24 protein-coding genes are annotated in these 26063 nt (G+C 40.1%); 22 read left to right on the top strand and 2 right to left on the bottom strand.

Annotated features, from left to right (window positions below; all coding sequences use genetic code 11):
* Positions 1-5 precede the first annotated feature (5 nt).
* From noc to BN53_RS00360, 14 genes are all read left to right on the top strand, one after another.
* Entirely contained in the window at positions 6-845 is an 840-nt protein-coding gene (gene noc / locus BN53_RS00425; RefSeq protein WP_162129748.1) for a nucleoid occlusion protein, read from the top strand.
* 12 nt (positions 846-857) lie between these two features.
* A complete protein-coding gene (locus BN53_RS00420; protein WP_009558887.1) occupies positions 858-1637 on the top strand; it encodes a ParA family protein in 780 nt (259 codons plus the stop codon).
* The gene (locus BN53_RS00415) at positions 1615-2499 is read left to right on the top strand and encodes a ParB/RepB/Spo0J family partition protein (RefSeq protein ID WP_009558886.1); all 885 of its coding nucleotides are present in this window, start codon (positions 1615-1617) and stop codon (positions 2497-2499) included. Before BN53_RS00420 ends, BN53_RS00415 begins: the two co-directional genes overlap by 23 nt.
* The gene (locus BN53_RS00410) at positions 2492-2782 is read left to right on the top strand and encodes a DUF951 domain-containing protein (protein ID WP_009558885.1); all 291 of its coding nucleotides are present in this window, start codon (positions 2492-2494) and stop codon (positions 2780-2782) included. Before BN53_RS00415 ends, BN53_RS00410 begins: the two co-directional genes overlap by 8 nt.
* Before the next feature lies 1 nt (position 2783).
* On the top strand, positions 2784-3884 hold the full coding sequence (ychF, locus tag BN53_RS00405) for a redox-regulated ATPase YchF (protein ID WP_009558884.1): 1101 nt from the start codon (positions 2784-2786) through the stop codon (positions 3882-3884).
* 9 nt (positions 3885-3893) lie between these two features.
* Positions 3894-4670 (top strand): DUF1129 family protein, encoded by a 777-nt coding sequence (locus BN53_RS00400; protein ID WP_009558883.1) that lies wholly within the window; start codon positions 3894-3896, stop codon positions 4668-4670.
* Positions 4671-4775: 105 nt separating this feature from the next.
* Positions 4776-6509 carry an ABC transporter ATP-binding protein gene (locus BN53_RS00395; RefSeq protein WP_040537212.1) on the top strand — a complete coding sequence of 578 codons (1734 nt, stop codon included), beginning with the start codon at positions 4776-4778 and terminating at the stop codon, positions 6507-6509.
* Positions 6510-6528: 19 nt separating this feature from the next.
* Entirely contained in the window at positions 6529-8373 is a 1845-nt protein-coding gene (locus BN53_RS00390; RefSeq protein WP_040537225.1) for an ABC transporter ATP-binding protein, read from the top strand.
* 168 nt (positions 8374-8541) lie between these two features.
* Positions 8542-9228 carry a response regulator transcription factor CroR gene (croR, locus tag BN53_RS00385; protein WP_040537224.1) on the top strand — a complete coding sequence of 229 codons (687 nt, stop codon included), beginning with the start codon at positions 8542-8544 and terminating at the stop codon, positions 9226-9228.
* A gap of 3 nt (positions 9229-9231) precedes the next feature.
* Positions 9232-10383: a sensor histidine kinase gene (locus tag BN53_RS00380; protein WP_009558879.1), complete on the top strand. Its 1152-nt coding sequence runs from the start codon at positions 9232-9234 to the stop codon at positions 10381-10383.
* 50 nt (positions 10384-10433) lie between these two features.
* Positions 10434-12005, top strand: coding sequence for a UDP-N-acetylmuramoyl-L-alanyl-D-glutamate--2,6-diaminopimelate ligase (locus BN53_RS00375; protein WP_009558878.1), 1572 nt, complete (start codon positions 10434-10436; stop codon positions 12003-12005).
* 8 nt (positions 12006-12013) lie between these two features.
* Complete coding sequence (locus BN53_RS00370; RefSeq protein ID WP_009558877.1) at positions 12014-12763, top strand: aspartate/glutamate racemase family protein; 750 nt, start codon at positions 12014-12016, stop codon at positions 12761-12763.
* Positions 12764-12926: 163 nt separating this feature from the next.
* Complete coding sequence (locus BN53_RS00365) at positions 12927-13121, top strand: hypothetical protein (RefSeq protein ID WP_009558876.1); 195 nt, start codon at positions 12927-12929, stop codon at positions 13119-13121.
* A gap of 8 nt (positions 13122-13129) precedes the next feature.
* Entirely contained in the window at positions 13130-13447 is a 318-nt protein-coding gene (locus tag BN53_RS00360) for a hypothetical protein (protein ID WP_009558875.1), read from the top strand.
* Between the two features lie 50 nt (positions 13448-13497).
* Here BN53_RS00360 and BN53_RS00355 read toward each other — a convergent pair whose 3' ends face one another.
* Together BN53_RS00355 and BN53_RS00350 are read right to left on the bottom strand one after the other, a co-directional pair.
* Positions 13498-14493 (bottom strand): LacI family DNA-binding transcriptional regulator, encoded by a 996-nt coding sequence (locus BN53_RS00355; RefSeq protein WP_009558874.1) that lies wholly within the window; start codon positions 14491-14493, stop codon positions 13498-13500.
* Between the two features lie 10 nt (positions 14494-14503).
* Complete coding sequence (locus BN53_RS00350) at positions 14504-15934, bottom strand: sucrose-6-phosphate hydrolase (RefSeq protein WP_009558872.1); 1431 nt, start codon at positions 15932-15934, stop codon at positions 14504-14506.
* A 225-nt stretch (positions 15935-16159) separates the two neighbouring features.
* Here BN53_RS00350 and BN53_RS00345 point away from each other — a divergent pair, with 225 nt between their 5' ends.
* The 8 genes from BN53_RS00345 (at position 16160) to BN53_RS00310 (ending at position 25978) form a co-directional block, all read left to right on the top strand.
* Positions 16160-18142, top strand: a complete 1983-nt coding sequence (locus tag BN53_RS00345) for a sucrose-specific PTS transporter subunit IIBC (RefSeq protein WP_009558870.1) — start codon at positions 16160-16162, stop codon at positions 18140-18142.
* Positions 18143-18337: 195 nt separating this feature from the next.
* Positions 18338-19096, top strand: a complete 759-nt coding sequence (locus BN53_RS00340) for a DeoR/GlpR family DNA-binding transcription regulator (protein ID WP_009558869.1) — start codon at positions 18338-18340, stop codon at positions 19094-19096.
* Between the two features lies 1 nt (position 19097).
* Positions 19098-20012, top strand: coding sequence for a 1-phosphofructokinase (gene pfkB, locus BN53_RS00335; protein WP_009558868.1), 915 nt, complete (start codon positions 19098-19100; stop codon positions 20010-20012).
* An 18-nt stretch (positions 20013-20030) separates the two neighbouring features.
* Positions 20031-21983, top strand: a complete 1953-nt coding sequence (locus BN53_RS00330; protein WP_009558866.1) for a PTS fructose transporter subunit IIABC — start codon at positions 20031-20033, stop codon at positions 21981-21983.
* Between the two features lie 165 nt (positions 21984-22148).
* Positions 22149-23036 carry a metal ABC transporter solute-binding protein, Zn/Mn family gene (locus tag BN53_RS00325; RefSeq protein WP_009558865.1) on the top strand — a complete coding sequence of 296 codons (888 nt, stop codon included), beginning with the start codon at positions 22149-22151 and terminating at the stop codon, positions 23034-23036.
* A gap of 20 nt (positions 23037-23056) precedes the next feature.
* Entirely contained in the window at positions 23057-23704 is a 648-nt protein-coding gene (locus tag BN53_RS00320; protein ID WP_009558864.1) for a metal ABC transporter ATP-binding protein, read from the top strand.
* Positions 23705-24502: a metal ABC transporter permease gene (locus tag BN53_RS00315; protein WP_009558863.1), complete on the top strand. Its 798-nt coding sequence runs from the start codon at positions 23705-23707 to the stop codon at positions 24500-24502.
* Positions 24503-24745: 243 nt separating this feature from the next.
* Positions 24746-25978, top strand: coding sequence for an alpha-hydroxy-acid oxidizing protein (locus BN53_RS00310; protein ID WP_009558861.1), 1233 nt, complete (start codon positions 24746-24748; stop codon positions 25976-25978).
* Positions 25979-26063 lie beyond the last annotated feature (85 nt).

Below are 26063 nucleotides of genomic sequence, written 5' to 3'. Positions count from 1 at the left end.
GAATTATTATGGCATTCTTTTTCAATCGACACCATGAAGAGATACCTAAAGATAAACAAATTCAGGATTTACCACTTAGTCAGTTGGTAGCTAATCCTTATCAACCTCGGCGCCAATTTTCTGAAGAGTCAATCAACGAATTGGCCCAGACTCTTGACAAGGAAGGGCTATTGCAGCCAATCGTTGTAAGACAAAAAGACGATAAATACGAAATCATCGCTGGTGAGCGTCGTTTTAGAGCAGCTCAAGTTTTAAACTGGGAAAAGATCCCTGCTATTATCAATAATATGAGCGACGATCAAGCAGCATCTTTAGCTTTGATCGAAAATTTGCAGCGTGAAGACCTCAACCCAATTGACGAAGCTAACGCCTACAGCAACTTGATGAAGCTCAACAACTTGACTCAGTCAGAATTAGCTAAGAATGTGGGTAAGTCGCAATCTTACGTTGCTAACAAATTGCGTCTACTCAAATTGACTCCTAAGGTACAGAACTACTTGGCTAGCAAGCAAATTACGGCTCGCCACGGCCGAGCTTTAATTGGGCTAAGCGAAAAGGATCAAGGCCGAGTAGTCGATGAAATTTTAGCCAATAGCTTAACGGTTAAAGAAACAGAACAGATCGCCCTTGATGTCGATGGCTACTTTGCCAAAAAGGCCAAGGATCTTGCTACTAAAGAACGCAAGAAGCGGGTTGTCAACCGCATTCCAAAGGATCTGAAAGTTCAAATCAATACCATCAAGCAAGCAATTAAATTAGCTAAAGATTCAGGTATCAAGGTAAAGGTTCAGGAAAATAACGATCCTGATGATTATCGGATTACGATTGAATTGAAGAGAAAGTAAGGAGAAAAACATATGGTAAATGTAATTTCGGTTGCTAACCAAAAAGGAGGAGTAGGTAAAACTACGACGACTATTAACTTAGCAGCCTCGATTGCCGACCGTGGTTACCGCGTTTTAATTGTTGATATAGATCCGCAAGGCAACGCCACCTCTGGTTTAGGAATTGAAAAATCAGAGATTGACCAGGACATTTACAATGTGTTGATCGATGAAGTTCCGCTTGAAGAAACTATCCACCATACTTCTGTTAAGCGGTTAGATGCTGTTCCAGCCACCATCAACTTGTCTGGGGCAGAAACAGAATTGATCAGCATGATAGCACGTGAGACTAGATTGAAGTCAGCTTTAGATACAGTTAGTGACAAATACGATTTTGTCTTCATTGATTGTCCGCCGTCATTAGGCCAACTTTCAATCAATGCCTTTACTGCTTCTGACTCAATTTTGATCCCAGTTCAAAGTGAATACTACGCAATGGAAGGTCTAAGCCAATTATTGAACACAATTCGCTTAGTGCAAAAGCACTTCAACAAGGATCTTGGAGTTGAAGGCGTCTTGCTGACAATGCTTGATGCAAGAACAAATCTAGGGGCCGAAGTTGTCAAAGAAGTTCAGGCTTATTTTGACAAGAAGGTTTACAAGACAATTATCCCTAGAATAACCAAGCTGGCAGAAGCGCCAAGCTATGGTCAACCAATTAATGAATACGCACCACGCTCTCGCGGAGCGAAGGTTTACGATGATTTGGCAAAAGAGGTGTTGAAAGCTCATGGCAAGAGACTCAAGAAGTAAAGAACCAAGAAAAAAGGGTGGTCTTGGTAGAGGAATCGAAGCTTTATTTGAAGATGAGCCACAAATTGATGAAACTGAAGAAATTCAAGAAATTGATTTGTCTGAAATTCGTCCTAATCCTTACCAACCTAGAAAGACTTTTGACGATAAAAGCTTAAAGGAATTGGCTGATTCAATTCGCGAAAATGGCGTGTTTCAGCCAATTATTGTGCGCAAATCGATTACTGGCTATGAAATTATTGCTGGTGAAAGACGTTTTAGAGCATCAAAATTAGCCAAAAAGCAAAATATTCCGGCGATCGTGCGCAAATTCGATGAAAGTCAAATGATGGAAGTTGCAGTCCTAGAAAACTTGCAACGTGAAGATTTGACTCCACTTGAAGAAGCACAAGCTTATGAAATGCTTCAAAAGAACTTGGGTCTTACTCAAGAAGAAGTTTCTAAGCGTATGGGCAAGTCTCGTCCATATATTGCCAACTACTTGCGCTTGTTGACCTTACCAAGCAAGACCAAGCGCTTGCTTCAACATGGAGAGTTGTCAATGGGACAAGCTAGAACGCTTCTTGGTTTAAAAGATAAGGACCGAATTGATGAAATTGCCAAGCGCGTAGTCAAGGAAGGGATGCCTGTTCGCAAGGTTGAAGCCTTAGTAGCTGCAATTAACGCTAAAAAGCCGCGCAAAAAGGTTGCTAAGAAGTCTGCCTTTATTAGAGCAAGCGAAAGCAGATTGGCTGATAAGTTTGGTGCTAATGTCAATATTTCTGAAAGCAAGCAAGGTAAGGGACATGTTTCGATTGACTTTGCCTCAATTGAAGACCTTAACCGAATTTTAGATATTTTAGGCGTTGATCTCGATGATTAAGAATGAAGATTATAATTTAGCTGATACTGTTCAGATGAAAAAGCCCCACGCCTGTCAAAAAAATGATTGGGAAATTTTGCGACTAGGCGCGGATATTCGGTTAAAATGTATGGGATGCGGTCGAGTAGTGATGCTTCCACGTTCAGAATTTAACCGAAAGGTGAAGAAAGTTCTTGCCAAAGCAAATGATCCGGTAAATGCAAAGAAGGAATTCTATTTGCCTAAGGATCAGATTGCTCGTCCAAAAGTTGTTAATAATTTAGATAAAGAAAAAGGGGAATAATATGTCATTAACTGCTGGTATTGTTGGTTTGCCAAACGTTGGTAAGTCAACTCTATTTAATGCAATTACTAAAGCTGGAGCTGAAATGGCCAACTATCCATTTGCTACCATTGAACCAAATGTTGGAATGGTTGAAGTGCCAGATAGTCGTTTAGCTAGAATCCAAGAATTGATTCCAGCCAAGAAGGTTGTACACACTACTTTCGAATTTACTGATATTGCTGGTCTTGTTAAGGGTGCTTCTAAGGGTGAAGGTCTTGGTAACAAGTTCCTAGAAAATATCCGTCAAACTGATGCGATTGTTCACGTAGTTAGAGCTTTTGACGATGACAATATTACCTCAGTTACTGGCAAAGTTGACCCTGAGGAAGATATCAACACCATCAACCTTGAATTGACGATTGCCGACTTAGATGCAGTTAACCGCCGCATTGGCAAGGTGAAGAAGGTTGCTCAGCAAGGCGATAAGGAAGCTAAGGCAGAATTAGCCGTACTTGAAAAATTGCAACCAGTCCTTGAAGAAGGTGGCGCAGCTCGTTCAATCAAGTTTAACGCTGACGAACAAAAGATCGTTAAGGGCTTGTTCTTATTGACTTCTAAGCCAATCATCTATGTAGCTAACATTGCTGAAGACTCAATGGCTGATCCAGAAAGCGACAAGTACTACCAAATCGTTAAGGCTCACGCTGAAAAAGAAGGTGCTGAATGCTTGGGTATTTCAGCAGCGACTGAAGAAGAAATCGCTGGCTTAGACGATGATGAAAAGCAAGAATTTCTTGAAGCTGAAGGCGTAGAAGAATCTGGTCTTGACCGTTTGATTAGAGCTGCTTACCACATTTTGGGCTTGAGAACATTCTTTACAGCAGGTGGAACTGAAACTCGTGCTTGGACTTTCCACGAAGGCATGAAGGCCCCACAAGTTGCCGGTGTTATCCACTCTGACTTTGAACGTGGATTCATTAGAGCAGAAGTTGTTTCATACGAAGACTTAGACAAGTACGAAACAATGCAAAAGGTAAAAGAAGCAGGTCGCGTTCGTCTTGAAGGTAAGGAATACGAAGTTCAAGATGGCGATATTATCGAATTTAGATTTAACGTTTAGAGGTTCTAAATGACTGAAGAAACAAAAGAAAATAAGATTGATAATAACAAACAAGAAAAATTAAAGAATATTGCAATCAAAAATACGCAAGAAGAAGAACTAAAGAATGCTAGCATTGAAGAATTGCGCTCAATGCTTAGTAACAAGAACGCAGATTACGTTTTTCGTTTGCAAAAAGAATTAGAAACTCAAGGCAAGCTAACTGCTGATGCAGCTTTTGCCAAGATTGCGGACTTGTTGCCAGAAATCGTAATTGCTCAAAGAAAGGGTCAACCTGCTAATAGCTTGTTCAACGCTTCGCCTAAGGTTAAGGCTGATGAATTATTGCATCCATATGTTCCACCAAAGGAAACTGCCTTTTGGCAAAAAGCAGTCGACAACGCCTTGCTCATGATTGTGATTTTCACAGGTTTGTACGGGGTAATGGGCTTGTTTGATACCAAGAATACTACTGGCCAAAATGGTATTTTGGTAATTTTGGTTGTTTCAACTCTCTTTGGTATTTCAATGGCTAAATATAATGAATGGCTTGATCCTGCTAAGGGCGCTCGTCCACAGGTCTTGAAGATGATCTTGATCAGTTTGGCCTTTATTTTGGGCTTAGTTGCAATTATTTGGCTACTTACTTTGCCAGGCTTAAGCATGCTAAACCCAGTTCTTCCAGGAATGGTTTACTTGATTATTGCTGTTGCAACTTACGGAATCCGTTACTGGTTCAGAAAGCAATATCATATTGTTGGTTCAGCCTTTTCATCAACTACTACACAAGGCGGACAGAACAAATAATTTGCAATTCTTGTCAAATTTATTTACAATAGTTACTAGTTTTAAAGGATAAATGAGTCTAGACCCATTTATCCTTTTTTATAGTTGTACGAAGGGGGCTTTCAGGTGATAAAAACGCTTAGTAAGTCGATCCGCCAATATAAGAAATTGTCGCTTCTATCTCCATTATTCGTTATTTGCGAAGTAATAATAGAAATGCTGATTCCTTATCTAGTTGGTTTATTGGTCGACGAAGGAATTATGAAGGGAAATATGACCTACATTAACAAGTGGGGGCTAATTTTATTTGTCTTGACGATTATTTCTCTTGCTTTAGGTGCTTCAGCCAGTTACGTATCTGCACACGCAGCAGCCGGCTTTGCAGCTAACTTGCGTCAGGATATGTTCTATCATATGCAAGATTACGCTTTTGAAAATATCGATAAATTTTCAAGTTCAAGTTTGGTAACTCGTTTGACAACTGATGTCAACAACGTACAATTGTCATATCAGATGTTGATCAGAATTGCCGTTAGAGCACCGATGATGCTAGTCGTATCAGTGATAATGTCAGTCATTATCAGCCCTAGATTGTCCTTGATCTTCCTGGTAATTGCACCTGTTTTTGTTTTGCTTCTTGTTTTGATTATCAAGAGTGCATATCCATACTTCCCTAAGATCTTCAAGGGATATGACCGCATGAACCAAGTTGTCCGCGAAAACGTTCGTGGTATTCGCGAAGTGAAGACTTATGTACAAGAAGATGCACAAATTGAGAAATTTGAGCAGGCATCTGGCTTTATCTACAAGTTGTTCGCAACTGCTCAAAAGTTGATCTCATTGAACGCCTTGGTTGTGATGGCAGTTTTGAACATTGCTACTTTGGCAATTTGCTGGTTTGGTGCACATGAAATAGTTGGCGGCAGCTTGCAAACTGGTCAATTGATTTCCATGTTCTCATACTCAAACTCTGTTTTGTTTAGTTTGAACATTTTGGCCATGATCTCAACTCAGATCATTATTTCTGGTGCTAGTGGTCGCAGAATTGCCGACGTAATCAACGAAAAGCCTGCCATCGAAAATCCGCGCAAGCCGCTTGATCATCTTACTAACGGCGAAATCTTATTTGATCACGTTAGCTTCAAATACGATCCAGCTGATCGCGTTGAAGCTTTGCATGATATTAACTTGCATATCCGTCCAGGTGAGACGATCGGAATTATCGGTGAAACTGGTTCTTCAAAGTCAACTTTAGTTTCGATGATTCCAAGATTGTATGACGTAACTGCCGGTGCAGTCAGAGTTGCTGGTCACAATGTTAAGTCATACGATTTGAAGACTTTGCGCGATAATGTAGCGGTTGTTTTGCAAAAGAATGTCTTGTTCTCAGGAACCATCAAAGAAAACTTGAAGTGGGGTAATGAGAACGCAACTGATGAAGAAGTTATTGCAGCTGCTAAGATTGCCCATGCAGATGGCTTTGTTAGAGAAATGCCAGATGGCTACGACACCATGATTGAACAAGGTGGTAACAACGTATCTGGTGGTCAAAAGCAACGTCTAACAATTGCCCGTGCTTTGCTCAAGAAGCCAAAGATTTTGATTTTGGATGATTCAACTTCAGCTGTTGATACCAGTACAGAACGCGAAATTCGCGAATCACTTGCAAGAGATTTGCCTGAAACTACTAAGATTATTATTTCGCAAAGAATCGTGTCAATTAAAGATGCTGACAGAATTATCGTTATGAATCACGGCAAGATTGAAGATATCGGCAATCACGAAGAATTGATGCAAAGAAATGAACTTTATAGTTCAATTGCTAAATTCCAAGCCGAACAAGGAAGTAGAGGTGAATAATTTGGATCAAGTTGAACAAATGACAACTAAGCCTCATAAATCAAAGACTTTAACCAGACTGTTTAAATTGGTTTTATCAACTAGTCCATGGATGTTAATTGTTTCGGCAATTACTATTATCCTTGCTGCTGGTGCTAATGTCGCTGGAACTTTGTTTATTGAGAGATTGATAAATAATTATATTGTTCCACTAGTTAAACAGGTTCAAAACGGCAAAAGTCCTGATTATGGTCCATTAACCTATGCCATTTTAGTAATGTTAGGTGTTTATGCAATTGGCTTTATTTCAAATTATCTATTTACGGTAATTATGGCAATTTTGGCTCAAAAAGTTCAATACCGGGTACGTAACAACATGTTTACCCATATGGAAAGTTTGCCAATTTCATATTTTGACCAAAACGACTACGGCGATATCATGTCGCGCTACACTAACGATATTGATACCTTGATGCAAATGATTTCGCAGTCAATTCCGCAATTTGTCAATTCGGCTTTGACCTTGGTCTTTGTTGTTACAGCAATGATTTCGCTTAGTTGGCAGTTGACGCTTTTTTCAATGATCATTTTTGCGATGTCATTTGGAATCGTGCGCTATTTGACGACTAAGTCAAGTCACTACTTCAAGCTCCAACAAAAAGAACTTGGTAAGATCAACGGTTACAACGAAGAAATGCTCAGTGGTTTGAAAGTTATCAAGGTATTTTCTCACGAAGAGCAGATCAAAGAAGACTTCAATAAGTATAATGAAGAATTGCGCAAAGCTTCAGGCAATGCTAACACCTTTGCGACAATTTTGTTCCCAATTATGGGTAATATGGGTAACTTGCTTTACGTTTTGATTGCCTTTGTTGGTGGTATGGTTGCCATTAATGGCTGGGCTCCACTAACTTTAGGGGCAATTGCATCATTCTTGCAATTGTCTAAGCAGTTCAGTATGCCAATTGCGCAAATTTCTCAACAATTGAACTCAATCGTTATGGCAATTGCTGGTGCTCAAAGAATCTTCGAATTGCAAGATCAAGCGGTTGAAGTTGATGAGGGTACAGTTACTATTTCGCGCAATCCTAAAGTCAAGGGTGCATGGGATTGGAACGTAACTGAGAATGGCCAAGTTAAGAAGGTGCCAGTTCGTGGTCATATTGTGTTTGATCACGTGAACTTCTCTTATGTGCCTGGTCATCAAATCTTGCACCATATTTCAATTGATGCTAAGCCAGGTATGAAGGTAGCCTTAGTTGGTGAAACTGGAGCCGGCAAGACGACTATTTCCAACATGCTTAACCGTTTCTACGAAATCGATTCTGGAACTATTACTTACGATGGCATTCCACTTAAGGAGATCAAGAAGGACGACTTGCGTAGATCCTTGTCGATTGTCTTGCAAGAAACGCACATGTTTACTGGGACCATTATGGAAAACATTCGCTTGGGCAATCCAGAAGCAAGCGATGATGATGTCTATCAAGCAGCTAGATTGTCGCACGCAGATGAATTTATCCATGAATTAGATGACGGTTATGAAACTGTTATCGACGGTAATGGTGGCGACTTGTCTCAAGGTCAGATGCAATTGTTAAGTATTGCTAGAGCGATGATCGCTGATGAACCAGTGATGATTTTGGATGAAGCAACTTCAAGTATCGATACTCGAACTGAAAAGATGGTTCAAGCTGGTATGGATAACTTACTAGCAGGCCGAACTAGTTTTGTTATTGCTCACAGATTATCCACAATCGTTAACTCAGACTTGATCCTAGTACTTGATCATGGTCACATTATTGAAGCTGGTAACCATGAACAATTGCTAGCCAAGAAGGGCTACTACTACGAACTCTATACTGGCAAAAAAGAAATCGAATAATGCTTAATCTCAAGGCGAAAGTCTTGAGATTTTTTGTATTTTTTCTAAAAATTGTCAAAAAGCATAGTCTAAAATAACTGACAATAGTTAAAATATAAGACAAGTAGTAAACTATAAGTAGTATGCAAAAAATTATTACTAACAATTATCAAGAGAGGGGTTTTCATGGTGAAAATCTTAGTTGTTGACGATGATAAAGAAATCGTAGAATTATTAAGTATCTACCTTAAAAACGAAGGCTATGAACCAATCGCGGCATACAGTGGTAAAGAAGCAATTACTAAATTAACCACTACTCCTGATGTTGCATTGATGATCTTAGACGTAATGATGCCAAATATGTCAGGAATAGATGTAATCAAAGAAGTTAGAAAAGATTCCGATATTCCAATTATTATCGTATCTGCCAAGACTGGCGATATGGATAAGATCCAAGGCTTGATTACTGGAGCAGATGACTATGTTTCCAAGCCATTCAACCCATTAGAAGTTATGGCTAGAGTTCGTTCGCTTTTGCGCCGCAGCCAAAAGCAAGTTCGAGACGAAAAACCAGACGTTTTGGAAGTAGGACCATTGGTAGTCAACCGCGACTCACATGAAGTCAAGACTTTAGATGGCAAGATGATCCAATTGACTGCCTTAGAGTTTGGTATTTTGTATTTGCTTGCTAGCCATCCAAATCGAGTATTTTCAGCTGATGAAATTTTTGAACGCGTATGGCAACAAGAATCAATTGTTTCCGCAAAGACGGTTATGGTTCACGTTTCTCACTTGCGTGATAAGATTCAAAAAGCCACCGATGGCGAAGATGTAATCCAAACTGTATGGGGAGTTGGCTACAAGGTTGAGGCCTAGAAGATGAAGAAAGAACGAGTAAAATTAACCGCCGCCGAAAAAAGCGAGCTGTTTGCGGAGGGCGTAATTACCGTTGTTCTTTTGTTATTGCTAAATTTGTCGATCATTATTTTGATTCACCTGGCAATTCTTCAAGATGAAAATTTGGTCAATGGGATTTATTTCATCAAGATGAATATGACCTTTGCTGGCAACTATCATATTTGGTCTTGGCAGCGAATTTTTATTATGATGATGGCTATTGCGGACGTGATTGTCGTTTATTGGCGTTTAATCAGACGCTATCATCAGATGCAATTAAGGCATGTTATTTCAGAACTTCACTATATAGCTGATGGCCATTTTGATCATCGAATTTCTTTTGCAGTTAGAACGGACTTGCAAAGGGTGATCGATTCGATTAATTCTTTAGTTGATAGTACGGTGAATTCGATCAATGAAGAGCGGGCAATCGAGAAGTCCAAGGACGAACTGATAACGAATGTTTCTCATGATATTAGAACGCCGTTAACATCAATTATTGGTTATTTGGGTTTGCTTAAAACAGGCAACGTTAGTCCAGAAGACTCCCAAAAATACATCGATATTGCCTATACCAAAGCAGAACAGATGAAGTCTTTGGCCAATGATTTGCTGGAATATACGACTTTGAAATCCAATAGTACCAAGTTGCAGCTAGTTCCGCTTCACATCTATTCGATGCTTGAGCAAGTTGAAGCTGGCTTTGAGCTTGAAGCTGAAAAAAAGGGCATCAAGTTTGAAATTGAGGCTCGGCCAAAGAGTTTGACCATTCAGGCCGACCCAGAAAAGTTGGTGCGCGTTTATAACAATTTGATCAATAACGCCTTTAAATATGGTCAAGGCGCCAATAAAATCAAACTAGTGGCTAATTTAGTCAACAAAACCGAAGTAGAACTTAGGGTCGAAAATAATGGTGCTAGAATTCCTGAAAAAGCTCTCAAAAAGATTTTCGAACGCTTTTATCGGGTTGAAGGATCCCGCAATAAGCTGACTGGTGGGACCGGCTTGGGATTGTCAATTACGCAAAGCATCGTTGAATTGCACCACGGGGTGATTAGATGCGAATCCGATGATAATTGGACCAGCTTCATTATTCGCTTACCATTAGATCCAAAGAAAACACGCTTAACATAGCTGTGATATAATTTTTGACGAGACTATAATTATCTATTCGAGGGGTTAACATGAGTATTTCTTTAAATACCTGTATTTTAATTTTGAAAGAACACCACTTGCTCAAGTCTAGTGCTGTTCAAGATGCCGTTGCAACGAAGATGGAATATGTTTCATATGATTCGCGCGACATTCAAACTAACACATTGTTTTTCTGTAAGGGAGCTGGCTTTAGGCCAACTTATTTATCAATGGCTAAAGACAATGGCGCAATCTGCTATGTAGCAGAACAACCTTTTCCAGAAGGCAAAGGCATGCACGCTTTGATCGTGCGCGATGTAGCTAAGGCTATGGCTTTATTATCTGCAGCCTTTTTCCGCTTCCCACAAGATGACTTGTTTGTTGTGGCCTTTACTGGAACTAAGGGAAAGACTACTTCAGCATACTTTTTGAAGGGGATGCTTGATCAAATCAATGGCGGCAGAACTGCTTTATTATCAAGTGTCAATGACATTGTCGGAACTAAGCCAGAAGATAGCTTTAAGTCAAGTTTGACTACGCCAGAATCCTTAGACTTGTTCAGAGATATGCGTAGAGCAGTTGATAATGGCATGACTCACTTGGTAATGGAAGTTTCAAGTCAAGCTTATAAGAAGAACAGAGTCTTTGGATTGACTTATGATTTGGGCTTTTTCTTAAATATTTCGCCAGATCATATCGGACCTAATGAGCACCCTAACTTTGCGGACTACTTGCATTGCAAGTTGCAATTGCTAGTCAACTCACGCAAGTGCATCATCAATGCCGAAACTGATCACTTTGATGAAGTTTATGCAGCCGCTACTACTACCACCAATCCTGATAGTATTTATCTTTTTGCTAGAGAAGGCTTTGAAAATCCTAACCTAAAGACGTCAATTGACTTCAGATATGCATCAAGAGAAAGCGATTTGCGCGAAACTAGCTTCAAGGTTTACAGTGCTAGCGACAAGGCTCAATCACTTGCAATTGGCGGCGACTATACTTTGAAGATGCTAGGCGACTTTAACCAAACCAACGGTACTGCAGCTATTATCGGCGCAGGACTAGCCGGCGAGGGTCATGATGATGCTGCTAAGGGTATCCGCAATGTGACTATCCCAGGAAGAATGCAAACCGAAATGACCAAAGAGCATGGAATGGTAGTCGTTGACTACGCCCACAACAAGGCTTCGATGACTGCTTTGATGCGCTTCATGCGCAAAGAATTCGACAATCCAAGAATTATTGTCGTAGTTGGTGCTCCTGGAGACAAGGGAATTTCACGGCGTCCTGGCTTTAGCGAAAGCTTGAGCGAATATGCGGACAAGGCATATTTGACAACTGATGACCCTGGTTTTGAAGATCCACAATCAATTGCTGAAGAAATTGACGCCGGAATCGATCATTCAAGATGTGAAGTCACAATTGAATTAGACCGCCAAAAGGCCATTCATGAAGCAATTTCTGAAGCCGGCAAAGACGATGTAATTTTGATTTGTGGAAAAGGTGCCGACTCCTTCCAAAAGATTCGCGGCGTTGATACGCCATATCCTTCAGATATTGTAGTTGCCCAAAACGCAATTAACGAAATCGAAGGTACGAGTGCACATTTTAATGGATAGAAAATAAAATGAAACATTTTTTTAGTATTATCGGTGGGATGGGGACCATTGCGACTGAAAGCTATGTTCGCTTGCTCAACCACCGAGTAAAAATTAACCGCGACCAAGATTATTTAAACTACATTTTGGTCAATGATGCTCAAGTTCCAGACAGAACTTCGTATATCAAGGATCATACCAAGCCTAATTTCTTTTATGATTTGCGCGACGATGTCCTAGGACAAGCTAAATTGGGACCTGACTTTTATGTCATGCCATGCAACACAGCCCATTATTTCTATGAAGATTTGTCGAGATTAACACCAATTCCATTTTTGAACATGATGAGAATTGCGGTGCACCAATTTGTCGAAAAATATCCTGGGGAAACTAATATTGGCTTGATTGCAACTGAAGGATCGATTTATGACCATTTGTATGAAGATGAAATCCACCGCGTTGACCGAGAAGTAGAATTTGGCGGACCAGAAATACAGCCAATGGTTAATGAATTGATCTACTCAGACATTAAAGAAAAAGGTTTTGTGGATGGCAAGTTGTACCATCGCATTTTGCAAAAGATGCATGATGAATATGGCTGCAATGTAATTTTGCTAGGTTGTACAGAGTTGTCTCTAGCCCAAGAAAAGGCTCCAGATCATCCTTACAATGTGATCGATCCACAATCCATCTTGGCTGACGTATCAATTGAGCTTGCCTTGAAGATCCGTAATGGCATGGACCCTAAAGAGGCCTGCAGCAAATATCTATATAAGTAAAGATAACAAGAAAAAGCTTCGCAAGAAGCTTTTTTATTTTTGACCAGATAGGTACAAAAACTAACCAGTTAGGTACAAGGTATTGACAAAACGCCTTAATTATATTAGTGTATTAGTTGAATATAACAGTAAGGAAAATGCAAAATCTTTGGAGGAGGTTGGCATGGAATATTTATTTTATATTTTGATTGGATTTTTAATTATCTTAATCGTCGATCTTGCGGTGACAAGCTTTTGGGCAATTCATGATACCTTGATTAATCAAAAGCAGGATCAAATTAGCTTCAAAGAAGGCTTTATCAAGTACTTTGTCTTGCATAACAACATACCTTTGAAGATGAGCGATCTGTTTGATTAGAGGGTAATATGATGAAGAAGATAATGAATTATGGCCATAGCTGGATGGCTGCGATTTTGCTGGCTGCGTCTTTACTGGGGATACCGTTAATTCAGCTGCAAAACCAACCTGTAGAAGCAGCTACAACTGAGCGAGTGGGCCGAAGAAATGAGTTACAACAGAATAAAGAAATTGGGCAGATTGTGAAGCAAGTTAATAAACATAATAACTTGATTGTGTCTGGCGATAAGAATTATCGCAATTTATGGCTGACGATTGGTTTGACTTTGGGGATAGGGTCATTAGGCGGCTTAATTTATGACACAGTTCGCAAACGCACATTTTAGGAATAAAAAATGACTACCAGCAAAAAAGTTGATAGTCATTTTTCTTTTCTTTATTTTTGTGGATGACTTTGGGTAGATGTTAGACTGTGGATCAATTTAACTGGCAGCTTGTAATGTTGCTGAGTGATGTCTTCACGTTTTTCAACCCGGTGTAGCAATAACTCAACCAGTAGCTGTGCAATATCGCTAATTGGCTGGGCTACAGTCGATAATTCGCTATGGTAGGTTTGCACCAAATTGGTGCCGTCAAAGCCGATTACCTTTAAGTCATCCGGCACGCTTAGGCCAAGTTTTTTGGCTTCTTCTAAGACCAATAAGGCAGTTAAGTCGTCGGTAGCAACAATGCCATCGGCTTTTTTTGAGTTTAGAATCTCGTCAATGGCAATCCGCTTTAGGTTGCTTGAATCAGAAAAGGCAATTGAATGGACATGCTTAGTTAAGCCGAATTTTTGCATGGTATCTTCATAAGCCTGCAAACGTTCATCAGTTGGATTGCCTTGGCGGTGAGAATTTCCAAGGAAATAAATCTGCCGGCAGCCATTTTGATAAAGATCTTGACAAGCAAGTTCAATTCCGTGGTAGTTATCGCAAGAAACGATCGGAATATTCTGGGAAAGCTTACGGTCAAAAGAAACAATCGGTAAACCTATTTGCTCGTATTCTTCAATTCCTAAATTATGCGCACCGGCAATAATTCCATCAACTTGGTTAGCCAGCAGCATGCCGATATAATTTCTTTCTTTTTCTTTATCGTAATTTGCGTTGCAAAGGATAATCTTATAACCATGAGCAAACAAAATGCGTTCAATTTCATCGACTAGTTCAGCGAAAAAAGGATTCTTAATGGTAGGAAAAATTACGCCGATGAAATGAGTTTGTTTTCCCTGAAGTGAACGGGCGAGGGTATTAGGCTGGTAATTTAATTTTTTCATCGCTGCAAAGACCTTAGTCTTAGTAGCCTCGCTTAAATAGCCATGATTATTGATTACTCTTGAAACTGTAGTAGGTGATACGCCAGCTTCTTTTGCAACATCAGTTAATTTCATTGATAAAACCTTACTTTACTATTGGCCAGTATGTAGCCTGATATTTGCAAGGTGCCAAGAACTCAATTCCAGTTCCCAAATTGAAGAAACGACTAGTTAGGACGGCTTGGCCACCATTAACAAAAATTTCGATTAAGGAATGGTCAACGAAAATATCGACTTTAATGTCGCTGTTAGCCTCTAAGTTGACAGCTCGATTTAAGCCATATTTTTGAGCAAATGCACCTTGATCTCTTGTCAAAGTTAATTTCCCATTTATTGTATCAAATTTGACTTTTAGGCTGCTAGTAGAATCTTTAGCTAATTCCAAGCTAGCAAGCTGATTTTTATCAATGGTTAAGGATAGTTCATATTGATTGTCTGTTTGTTTGAATAAGCTTGTCTGATCTTTGAAAACTTCCCCATTTTGGCGCAAGGACTTCATGGCTTTGGCTGGTTTTTGAATCAATTGATTGTCTTTTAAATGAAGTTCCTTGACCTGACTGAGACAATTGGCCCAGTTTTCTGAATCAGTTGGATAAGTTATATCAGGCAGCCCCGCCCAGCTAATCAGGTAACAATCCGTACCTTGATTGAAGGCTTGACTGGCATAAACGTCAAAGCCAAAATCTAGCTGTCTTAATGGCTGGCTTACCTTAACTGTGGCTGTTGCTAGATCGATCTCATCAAGCACTAAGTACATATTAGGGTAGATATTGTCATAATGGACTTGTTTTTTGTCTAAGCCTTGTGGACAAAAAAATAAGACAGGTCGGCCATCGACGTAAACTAAGTTAGGACACTCGATCATATAACCTAAAGGATCTAGATTGAGCCGGCCAACTTTTTGCCAGCTACTTAGATCTAGGCTTTCATAGACCAGAATTTCCCCAGCTTTAGTCTGGGCATCTTGGGCACCGATGATTGCATAATAGCGACCATTTTGGTGCAAAATTTGTGGATCGCGGAAATGTTCGGTCACTGCCTGATCGTTTTTAAATAATGGTTGATCGACTTTGGTGATTTGGTTTTGTTTATCCATCCATGCTCCAAGCTGATAGGCAGTTCGCTGCCAATTTTGATCGCGATGATTGCCTGTGTACATTAAAAATAGCTTGTCATCAATGGCAATCGCACTACCAGAGTAGGCCCCGTGGCTGTCATATTTTCCATCAGGCAGAATTGCCAAGCCTAAGTTTTCCCAATGGACCAAATCCGAAGAGGCTTCATGCATCCAGGATTTTAAGCCGTGAACTGCCCCAAATGGAAAAGATTGGTAAAAGACATGGTACTTTCCATTGAAGTAGCAAAAGCCGTTAGGATCATTGAGCAATCCTGATTGTGGCCTGATATGATATTGCAATTGATATGGAGAATTTGTGGCTTGAGCCTGTAATTTGAGTAGCTCAGCCGCGCTCCATTGGTCATATGGTAAATAGCGCTGGGCTTTTGACCATTCCATAAGCAAACTTCCTTTCTGTTGAAAGCGTTATCTATTTGAACTAATTTTATGATGAAATAAGTTTTATGTCAAACGAATAGCAGATTAACGCTACCTATATTTTATCACATTCTAAAAATAATTAATTATTTTCTGTCAAACGTTTGACAGAAAACTTGAAAGCGCTTATTATAGATCGTGAAGAAAATATTTAAACCGATTTCAAGTAAAAGTGAGGAATGTAAGATGGATCATCGAGCAGTTGCCGAGCGTGTAATAAAATATGTGGGACGCGACAATATTATTGCCGGCGCCCACTGTGCTACAAGATTGCGTTTGGTTTTAAAAGACGATAATAAAATTGATCAAGCTGGATTGGACGGCGATCCAGATGTTAAGGGTACTTTTAAGACCCAAGGCCAATATCAAATTATCATTGGACCAGGGGATGTTAATGACGTTTATGACGAATTTATCAAGATCACTGGCCTAAAAGAATTGTCAACCGACGATTTGAAGAATGTGGCTAATGGTCAGCAAAAGACCAACCCAGTTATGGCCTTCATCAAGTTGCTAAGCGATATTTTCGTTCCAATCATTCCAGCCCTAGTTGCGGGTGGTTTGCTAATGGCACTTAACAACTTCTTGACTCAAGGTGGTTTGTTTGGACCTAAGGCTTTGGTAGAGCTTTACCCACAGATCAAGGGTCTTAGCGACATGATTCAATTGATGTCAGCAGCGCCATTTTGGTTTTTGCCAATTTTAGTTGCAATTAGTGCCGGCAAGCGCTTTGGCGCTAACCAGTTCCTATCAGCAGCTATCGGTATGATTATGGTAGCGCCAGGTACTGCTAACATTATTGGTGCAACTGATTTGAGCAAGGTTGCAACGATTGCAAGCTACACCAAGTTCTGGGATATCTTTGGTTTGCATGTAACGCAAACTTCATATACTTACCAAGTTATTCCAGTTTTGGCAGCTGTATGGCTACTAGCGTTTCTTGAAAAGAGATTCCATAAATGGTTGCCAAGTGCAGTTGACTTTACCTTTACGCCATTATTGTCAATTTTGATTACTGGATTTTTGACCTTTACGGTTATTGGACCAGTCTTGAAGTTCGTTTCAGACTGCATTACCAACGGTATTGTTTGGTTATACGATGCTACTAGCTTTATCGGCATGGGTATCTTTGGTTTGACTTATTCAGCTATCGTTACGACTGGTCTTCACCAAAGTTTTCCAGCCATTGAAACGCAATTGGTTTCAGCCTTTGCTAGCGGCAAGGGTGCCGGCGACTTTATCTTTGTTGTTGCTTCAATGGCTAACGTAGCTCAAGGTGCTGCTACTTTTGCCATCTGGTTCTTGACTAAGGATAAGAAGATGAAGGGTCTAGCAAGTTCAGCTGGTATTTCTGCCCTATTGGGAATTACTGAACCAGCCTTGTTCGGGGTTAACTTGAAGTACAAGTTCCCATTCTTTTGCGCTTTGATTGCTTCTGGCGTGGCAAGTATGGTAGCAGGACTTACCCATGTTATTGCAGCTTCAATGGGTGCAGCCGGATTTATCGGCTTCTTGTCAATTTTCCCACGTACCATTCCAATGTATGTTTTGAGTGAACTTATTTCCTTTGGCTTAGCTTTTGCCTTGACTTACCTTTGGGGCAAAAATCATATGCCACAAGAAGTAGCACCTGCAGTTGTTGATGCACATACTGCAACTGAAACTGAACAAAAAGCTACTGAAGTTGCTCAAAAGCAATTGGCTTTGCAAGATGAAACTATTTTGGCACCAGTTGACGGTGCAAGCGAAAGTTTGACTAAGGTTAACGATCAGGTCTTCAGCGCTAAGATGATGGGGGATGGCGCAGCAATCGTCCCAGCAGACGGCAATATTTACGCGCCTGTTTCAGGTGAAATTACCGTAGCTTACGACAGTAAGCATGCTTATGGCTTTAAGAGTGATCTTGGAGCAGAAATTTTGATTCACATTGGCCTAGATACGGTGAACTTAGAAGGCAAGCACTTTACTAGCTTTGTCAGTCAAGGAGACCACGTCAAGCAAGGTCAAAAGATTGCCGAAGTTGATTTGGCAGCTATCAAAGAAGCAGGCTACGATCCAACTGTAATGGTAGTTGTTACTAACACAGCTGATTATGCTGGCGTAGATAGAATCACTGAAACAAGTGGCCAGCATGGCGATAAGTTGATTGCTTTGACTGCTCATAATTAAATTTGAAGCAAATTGAATTTTTGAATAAAAAGCTTAATAAGATTGATGTAGCAATGTTTAACGAATATTCTGCACCAATCTTTTTTGTTTATTTGACGACTTTTTGCATTTTTATGATCAAAAATGAATTATTTTGATAAAAAATGATTGATTTTGATCAAGAAAACGGATACAATATTAATCGAGGTGAAAGATATGCTGACGGAAGCACGCCACTCAATAATCCGCAACTATGTTGATAGACATGGGTTATGTCGGATTGCTGAACTTTGTGAGTTAACCTCTACTTCTGAATCAACGATCAGACGTGACTTGATTCAGATGGAAGATTCTGGGGTGATCAAGCGTATACATGGTGGAGCGCAATCGATTCAGAAATTTTCACAAGATATATCACAACGTGTTCGTTTTAGTATCAATCATGATGCTAAGGTAGCAGTTGCCAAATATGTTGCGGAACATTTCGTTCATCCGGGTGATAACATCTTTATCGATGCTGGAACGACAACCTATGAGATGATTCCCTTTCTAGCGGCTGTGCCTGACTTAATGATTGTGACAAATGGTGTTGAGACGGCTTTGAACGGATTGAATCATGGCTTGAAGACGATTTTGATTGGTGGAACAGTTAAAACGGACACACACGCAGTCGTTGGGCAAGTAGCGATTGATCAACTCCGGGAGATGAATTTTAATTCATGTTTTGTTGGAGTGAACGGAATTGATCAAGCTGGGTCATTGACCACGCCTGATACAGAAGAAGCAGCTATCAAGCGAGCAGAGATTATGCAATCTAAACACGCATATGTCTTAGCGGACGCTAGCAAATTCGGGCAGCGATCCTTTGCAGCTTTTGCGGATGCAAGGGATGTAGTTGTGATAAGCAATCAGCTTAATTCAAGTCAAAAGAAGGCATTACCAGCCATGATCAAACTAGAGGAGGTAAAAGGATAATATGATTTACACCGTTACTGTCAATCCAGCTTTGGATTATGTAATGAGTTTGGAAAAGGTTAATTCAGGAGAAGTTAACCGTACAGACAATTACGTTTTCCTTGCTGGTGGTAAAGGAATTAACGTATCACAAATCCTTAATCAATTAGATATCGACAATACTGCTTGGGGCTTTGTAGGGGGCTTTACAGGCAAGGAATTGGTTCGACAATTAAACCAAAAGAGAATTGTAAATGATTTCGTAACCATTTCAGATTTAACTAGAGTTAATGTTAAAGTTCACGCTGAAAAGGAAACTGAAATCAACGCAGCTGGTCCACAAATTACCAAGCAAGAAATTACTGCTTTTAAGGATCGCTTATCTGATCTAAAGAAAGGCGACATTGTGGTAATGAGTGGTTCGCTTACGCCAAGCTTGCCAACCAATTTCTACCAAGAAATGCTTCCAACTATCAAGGAAGCTGGCGCTGAATTTGTTGTTGATACAACTGGTCAAGCTTTGCTTGATACTTTGGAATATCACCCATTGGTAATCAAGCCTAACCATCATGAACTTGCAGACTTATTCAACACTAGCTTTGATTCAAGCAGCGTAATGCTTGAATACGCTCAAAAGCTTTTGACTATGGGTGCACAAAATGTGATGGTTTCAATGGCTGGCGAAGGTGGATTCTTGCTTACTAAGGACCACGTTTACCATGCTAAGGGTGCTGTTGGGACAGCTGTTAACTCAGTTGGTGCCGGCGACTCAATGATCGCAGGTTTTGTGGGAACTTACTTCAAGACTGGCGATCCAGCAGAAAGTTTCAGAATCGGAATGGCATGTGGCGCAGCTACTGCATTTACCAAGGACATTGCAGTTAAGAGCCAAATCGAAGCTGTTTTGCCACAAATTAAGGTAGAACAAATTTCCTAAAAGAGGGGAAGAACGAATATGAGAATCAAGGATATCTTAAGCACAGAATCCATGATCATGGATTTGAAAGCAACAACCAAAGAAGAAGCCATTAAAGAAATGGCAGATTTGGAAGTTGCTACTGGAATTGTCAACAATGAAGATGAATTCATTAAGTCAATCTGGGCTCGTGAAAATGAATCAACCACTGGTATCGGTGGCGGAATTGCGATGCCACACGCTCGCAATGAATACATCAACAAGGCTAGAGTTTTATTTGCAAAAAGTAGCAAGGGAATTGACTACAACTCATTAGATAACGCTCCAGTCAACTTGTTCTTCATGATTACTGCACCAGCTGGCGCAGACAACACTCACTTGCAAGCTTTGGCAAAATTGTCAGGTTTGTTGATTGACCCTAACTTGGTTGAAGCTTTGAAGGCAGCAACCAAGCCAGAAGAAGTTATCGACTTATTTGAAAAGGCTGAAACTGCTAAGGATGAAGCAGATGCAGCAGCTAAGGCTAAGCACGAAGCTGAAAAAGCAGCAGCTAGCGACTCACAAAAGCCACTTATCGTTGGTGTTACTGCATGTATCAACGGTATTGCCCACACTTACATGGCTCAAGAAGCTTTGATTAAGGCCGGTGAAAAGCGCGGCATCGAAGTAAGAATCGAAACTAACGGTTCTGAAGGCGTTAAGGATAAGTTGACTCCTGACGAAATCAAGCGTTCTATTGGTGTTGTTATTGCTTCAGATAAGAAGGTTGACATGCCTAGATTTGACGGCAAGCGTTTAACTAACCACCCTGTAGTAGATGGTATCAACAAGCCAGATGAATTGATCGATTCAATCGTTAATGAAACTGCAGGCGTTTACCACTCAGACGCTTCAGAAAGCGAAAGTGCTACTGAAACTAAGCAAGGCGTTTGGGGTTCAATTTACAAGAACTTGATGAGCGGTATTAGTCACATGTTGCCATTCGTTATCGGTGGTGGTATCTTGATGGCTATCTCCTTCATCGTGGAAAACTATGCCGGTGGTCCAAAGTCACCAGCCTTCATCTTCTTAAACTCAGCTGGTAACTTGTCATTTGCCTTCATGGTTCCAATCTTGGCAGCTTACATCGCTGAATCAATCGGCGACTTGCCAGCTTTGATGCCTGGTTTAGTCGGTGGTTACATGGCTTCAATTGTTAACGTAGCTGGCGGCGTTCAAGTTAACGTTCAATCTCACGCAACTTCTCCAGCTGGATTCTTAGGTGGTATTGCAGCCGGCTTTATCGCAGGTTACTTAATGGTTGGCTTGAAGAAGCTCTTTAGCAAGTTGCCTAAGTCAGTTGAAGGTATGAAGCCAATGCTTATTTACCCAATCTTAGGTTTGCTTTTGATTGCGGCAATCATGTTCTACATCGTTAACCCAATCTTTAGTTCATTGAACTTGGCAATCAGCCACTTCCTAAACGGCATGGGTACTGCTAACTTAGCAGTCTTGACTGCAGTTTTGGCAGGTATGATGTCAATCGATATGGGTGGACCTTTCAACAAGGCTGCTTACGTCTTTGCTTCAGGTGCCTTTGCTAACGATCCACATTCAGCAACTGCTGCTGTTTTGATGGCTTCAGTTATGGTAGGTGGTATGATTCCACCATTTGCAACTGCTATCGGTACTACTTTCTTTAAGAACAAGTACACTGCTGACGAACGTCGTGCAGGTGTTTCAAACTGGATCTTAGGTTTCTCATTCATTACTGAAGGTGCCATTCCATTTGCTGCTGCCGACCCAGCTCACGTAATTCCTTCATGTGTTCTTGGTTCAGCTGTTTCAGGTGCTTTAGTTGGTTTATGGCATATCCAAGTTCCTGCTCCTCACGGTGGACTTTGGGTGTCACCACTTGCCAACAACATTGGCCTTTACTTTGCAGCAACTATCATTGGCTCAATCGTAGCTGCTCTTGTACTTAGTCTCTGGAAGAAACCAGTTGAAAAATAACTTAACTTAAATTACTCTAGATCGAAAAAATAGCCTTCGGGCTATTTTTTTTGGATGCAATTAGTTGACAGAGCCGAAGTAGAGGGGGTATATTCTAATTTATAATATTGCCCACTTTTTATAAATTATAATCATTAAAAATTAGAAATAGGTGTTCTTATATCAATGAAGAAAAAGAGAATTTTTACCCTGTTATTGCTACTAGCAATTAGCCTTACTTTAGCTGCCTGTGGCAAAACTAAAAATAATTCAAGTAATGGCAAAATTTCAGTCGTAACTACAACTAATGTTTATGCTGATATTGCCAAAAATATTGTTGGAAAATATGGTACAGCGGTCGCAATTATCAACAATAGCGCCATTGATCCACATGACTTTGAGCCTACTAGCAATGATGCCAAGACTTTGTCGCAAGCCGATCTAGTTGTGGCTAACGGCTTAGGCTACGATTCTTGGATGAATAAGCTAGCTAGCTCAGTTAATAAGAAGCCACTGTTAGTTGGCGAAGACTTATTGCATTTAAAGTCCGGTGACAATCCACATATTTGGTACAATTTGAGTATGCCAGACAAGTACGTTAACTACTTAGTAAAGAAATTAAGCAAGCTTCAGCCAAAGCATCGAGCATATTTTGAAGCTCAAGGCCAAAAATACTTAGCTAAGATTAACGAAATTAAGCAAATTGCCCAAGGTATCGATACTAAAGGCAACAAGCCAGTGTTTGTCAGCGAGCCAGTCTTTGACTATGGCTTAAAAGAAGCTGGCATTAAGATTGGCAACCAAGAATTTGAAGAAGCAATCGAAAAAGAAACCGACCCATCAGCTAAAGTAATCAATCAAATGACTAAGGCTATTAAGCAAAGAAAGATTGCCTTCTTCGTTAACAATGTTCAAGCAAGCAGTTCAACTGTCAAAAGCTTTGTTAAATTGGCCAAAGAACATGACATTCCAGTTTTAAACGTGCGCGAAACCATTCCAAACAATACGACTTATTTGGCTTGGATGAAGCAAAATTACCAAAATCTGGCAGCAGCTGCAAAGATGCATAAATAGCAAGAAAGGGGGCTGGAGAGTTGATTCTAGAAGTAAAAAATTTAACGATGAAGTTCGACAACAAAGAAATTTTTCGAGATATCAACTTTAAACTTGAACCAGGTTCAATGACCGCCTTGCTTGGCCCAAACGGTACAGGAAAGACGACTTTGATCAATATTTTGATGAAGCTCTTGATTCCAACTGGTGGCAGCTTTAAATTTTCAGATGATGTCAAATTAGGCTATGTGCCACAATTTAGAAATATCGATTCGGAATATCCGCTGTCAATCAAGTCCTTCGTAGCTTTGAATACGCCATTTTTCAAAAATAAGCAGGTAAAGCAAACAATTCAAGAAGAACTAGAAGAAGTGCATTTAGCCGATATCCAAAATATCAGAATGGGTGAAGCTTCCGGTGGTCAAAAACAAAGAGCATATCTAGCGCAAGCATTATTAGACAAGCCAAACATGATTATCTTGGACGAAGCAACAGCTAGTTTGGATCCGGTTGCTAAAGAAGAATTAATGCAATTGATTACCCATTTAAATCAAAAGCATCAAATGACTGTTTTATTCGTGACTCATGATTTGCCTTTAGCCAAAAGATTCATGAAGGAATATCTTTATTTGAATCATGGCAAGATTGAACAAGGAAAAATGGGCGATTTTGTGGGGGATTATGAATAGATGTTTGAATTTGTATTTATGCGGTACGCTTTTTTAGCAAGTACTTTTATTGCTATTACCTGCGGGGTAGTTGGTGTTTATGTTGTTGCGCGCAACTATAGCTTTTTGGCCCATACTTTGTCAGAAATTGGCTTTGCCGGTGCAGCTTTTGGCGTATTTTTAGGGATTGATCCTTTATGGGGGATGCTCTTATTTACTTTGCTAGGATCAGTTAGCGTTGGCGAATTGTCCTTGCATAGCGACCAAAAAGAATCATCAATCAGTGCGATTTCTGCTTTATTTATTGGGCTAGGTGTGCTATTTTTAGCAATCTCCAATGCCAACAGTCGCTACGCTACCAGTATTTTGTTTGGTAGCATTATCGGCGTTGACAAAGAAGGAGTAATTCGACTAGTTGCCTTATCAGTCATTGTATTGCTGCTGTTAGGCCTAGTTCAAAGACAACTTAATTTTGATTCTTTTGATCACATCGGCGCAGTTGCCCATGGCGTAAAAGTAGGATTAGTCAGCTTTGTCTTTTTGATCTCTTTGGCAATGGCTGTTTCAATTGGATCCCAGATTGTTGGATCGTTGCTGGTATTTATTTTGCTAACTTTGCCAGCTTCATCTGCACGCTATTTAGGCAAATCGGTGCCTTCAATGTTGCTTTGGGCAGTAGGAATTGCTTTAGTTGGGGTTTGGCTAGGATTATATCTTGGCTTTATCACCAATTGGCCAGTAACTTTCTTTATTGCAATGATCGAAGTAGTAATTTATTTAGTAGTTTATTTTATTCATTTGATAAGGCACAAATTATAAAGTTAACTAATTAAAAATCGACTAAAATCAATAGGTTCGCTTGCGTGAATCCGATGATTCCAGCCGATTTTTTTATTTTTAAAAAGTGGTATAGCGAAGATTATGCTATATTTTGTGAATTATAAAACAAATAGTATCGCAGTATAAGAGATATTTTTTTATAATTTCACTAACTATTATAACCGCTTTCATGTATAATGGTTTGTGAAAGGTACTAAAATTTAGTAAAAAGAGGTTTTTGAAATGACATATTATTACAATGGTTTCCCACAAAGCGATCGCAATGAAAAACTTGACATGGTTAACGTTGAAGAACTTGAAGAACGTGTAAAAGACGTCATGCCAGAAGGTGCATATTACTACATTGCTTCAGGTTCAGAAAATGAATGGACTTGGCGTAACAACACTGCTGCCTTTAACCACTATCAAATCGTGCCTAGAGCTTTAACTGATATGGACAACCCATCAACTGAAACTGAATTTATGGGTATGAAGCTCAAGACCCCTATTATGATTTCACCAATAGCTTGCCATGGTATTGCACATAAAGATGCCGAAATAGCTACTCAACAAGGTGCTGCCGCTGCTGGGGCATTATTCTCATCAAGTACTTACGCTAACAAGAGCGTTGAAGAAATCGCTGCAGCTGCTCCTGAAGCACCACGCTTTTTCCAACTTTACTTGAGTAAAGACTGGGAATTCAACCGCATGGTCTTTGACGCAATCAAGAAGGCTGGCTACAAGGGAATCTTCTTGACTGTTGATGCTTTAATTTCAGGTTACCGTGAGGCTAACTTAAGAACCAACTTTACTTACCCAGTTCCATTAGACTTCTTTACTCGTTACTTAGGTGGCAAGGGCGAAGGTCAAAGTGTTGCCCAAATGTACGCTTCATCAGCTCAAAAGATTGGTCCTGCTGATGTAAGAAGAATCAAGGAAGAATCAGGCTTGCCAGTCTTTGTTAAGGGTGTAATGTGTGCAGAAGATGCTTACCTTGCTATGGGTGCCGGCGCAGATGGTATTTACGTAACTAACCATGGTGGTCGTGAAGTTGATACTGCTCCAGCAACTATCGACGTTTTGCCAGAAATTGCTGCAGCTGTTGACCACCGCGTTCCAATCATCTTTGATTCAGGTGTACGTCGTGGTTCACACATTTTCAAGGCTTTAGCTATGGGTGCTGACTTAGTAGGTATTGGTCGTCCTTACTTGTACGGCTTGGCACTTGGTGGCGCTAAGGGTGTTGAAAGCGTAATTGATGAATTGAACGAAGAATTGATTATCAACATGCAATTGACTGGTTGCAAGACCATTGAAGATGTAAAGCATGCAAAAATCTCTAACATTCGCTACACAGCTGATAACTTACCTTCAAACACTGACCCAACTAGAAGAGAAGCTTATCCAAAGACTGCTGAAAACCAAATCAAGGTTGAAGCAGATGCAGATGCAACTTCAGGTGCATCAAAACACTAATTTGACATGAACAAACAAAAAAGCTCAGGATAGATGTCCTGAGCTTTTATTGTGATGTGAGAAAATTTCTTTCCTTTACTGTTAT

Origin of the sequence: Lactobacillus pasteurii DSM 23907 = CRBIP 24.76 (assembly GCF_000297025.1) — a bacterium.
In the GTDB taxonomy this organism is placed as follows: Bacteria; Bacillota; Bacilli; order Lactobacillales; family Lactobacillaceae; genus Lactobacillus; species Lactobacillus pasteurii.
This window is presented reverse-complemented; position numbering and strand designations above follow the sequence as displayed.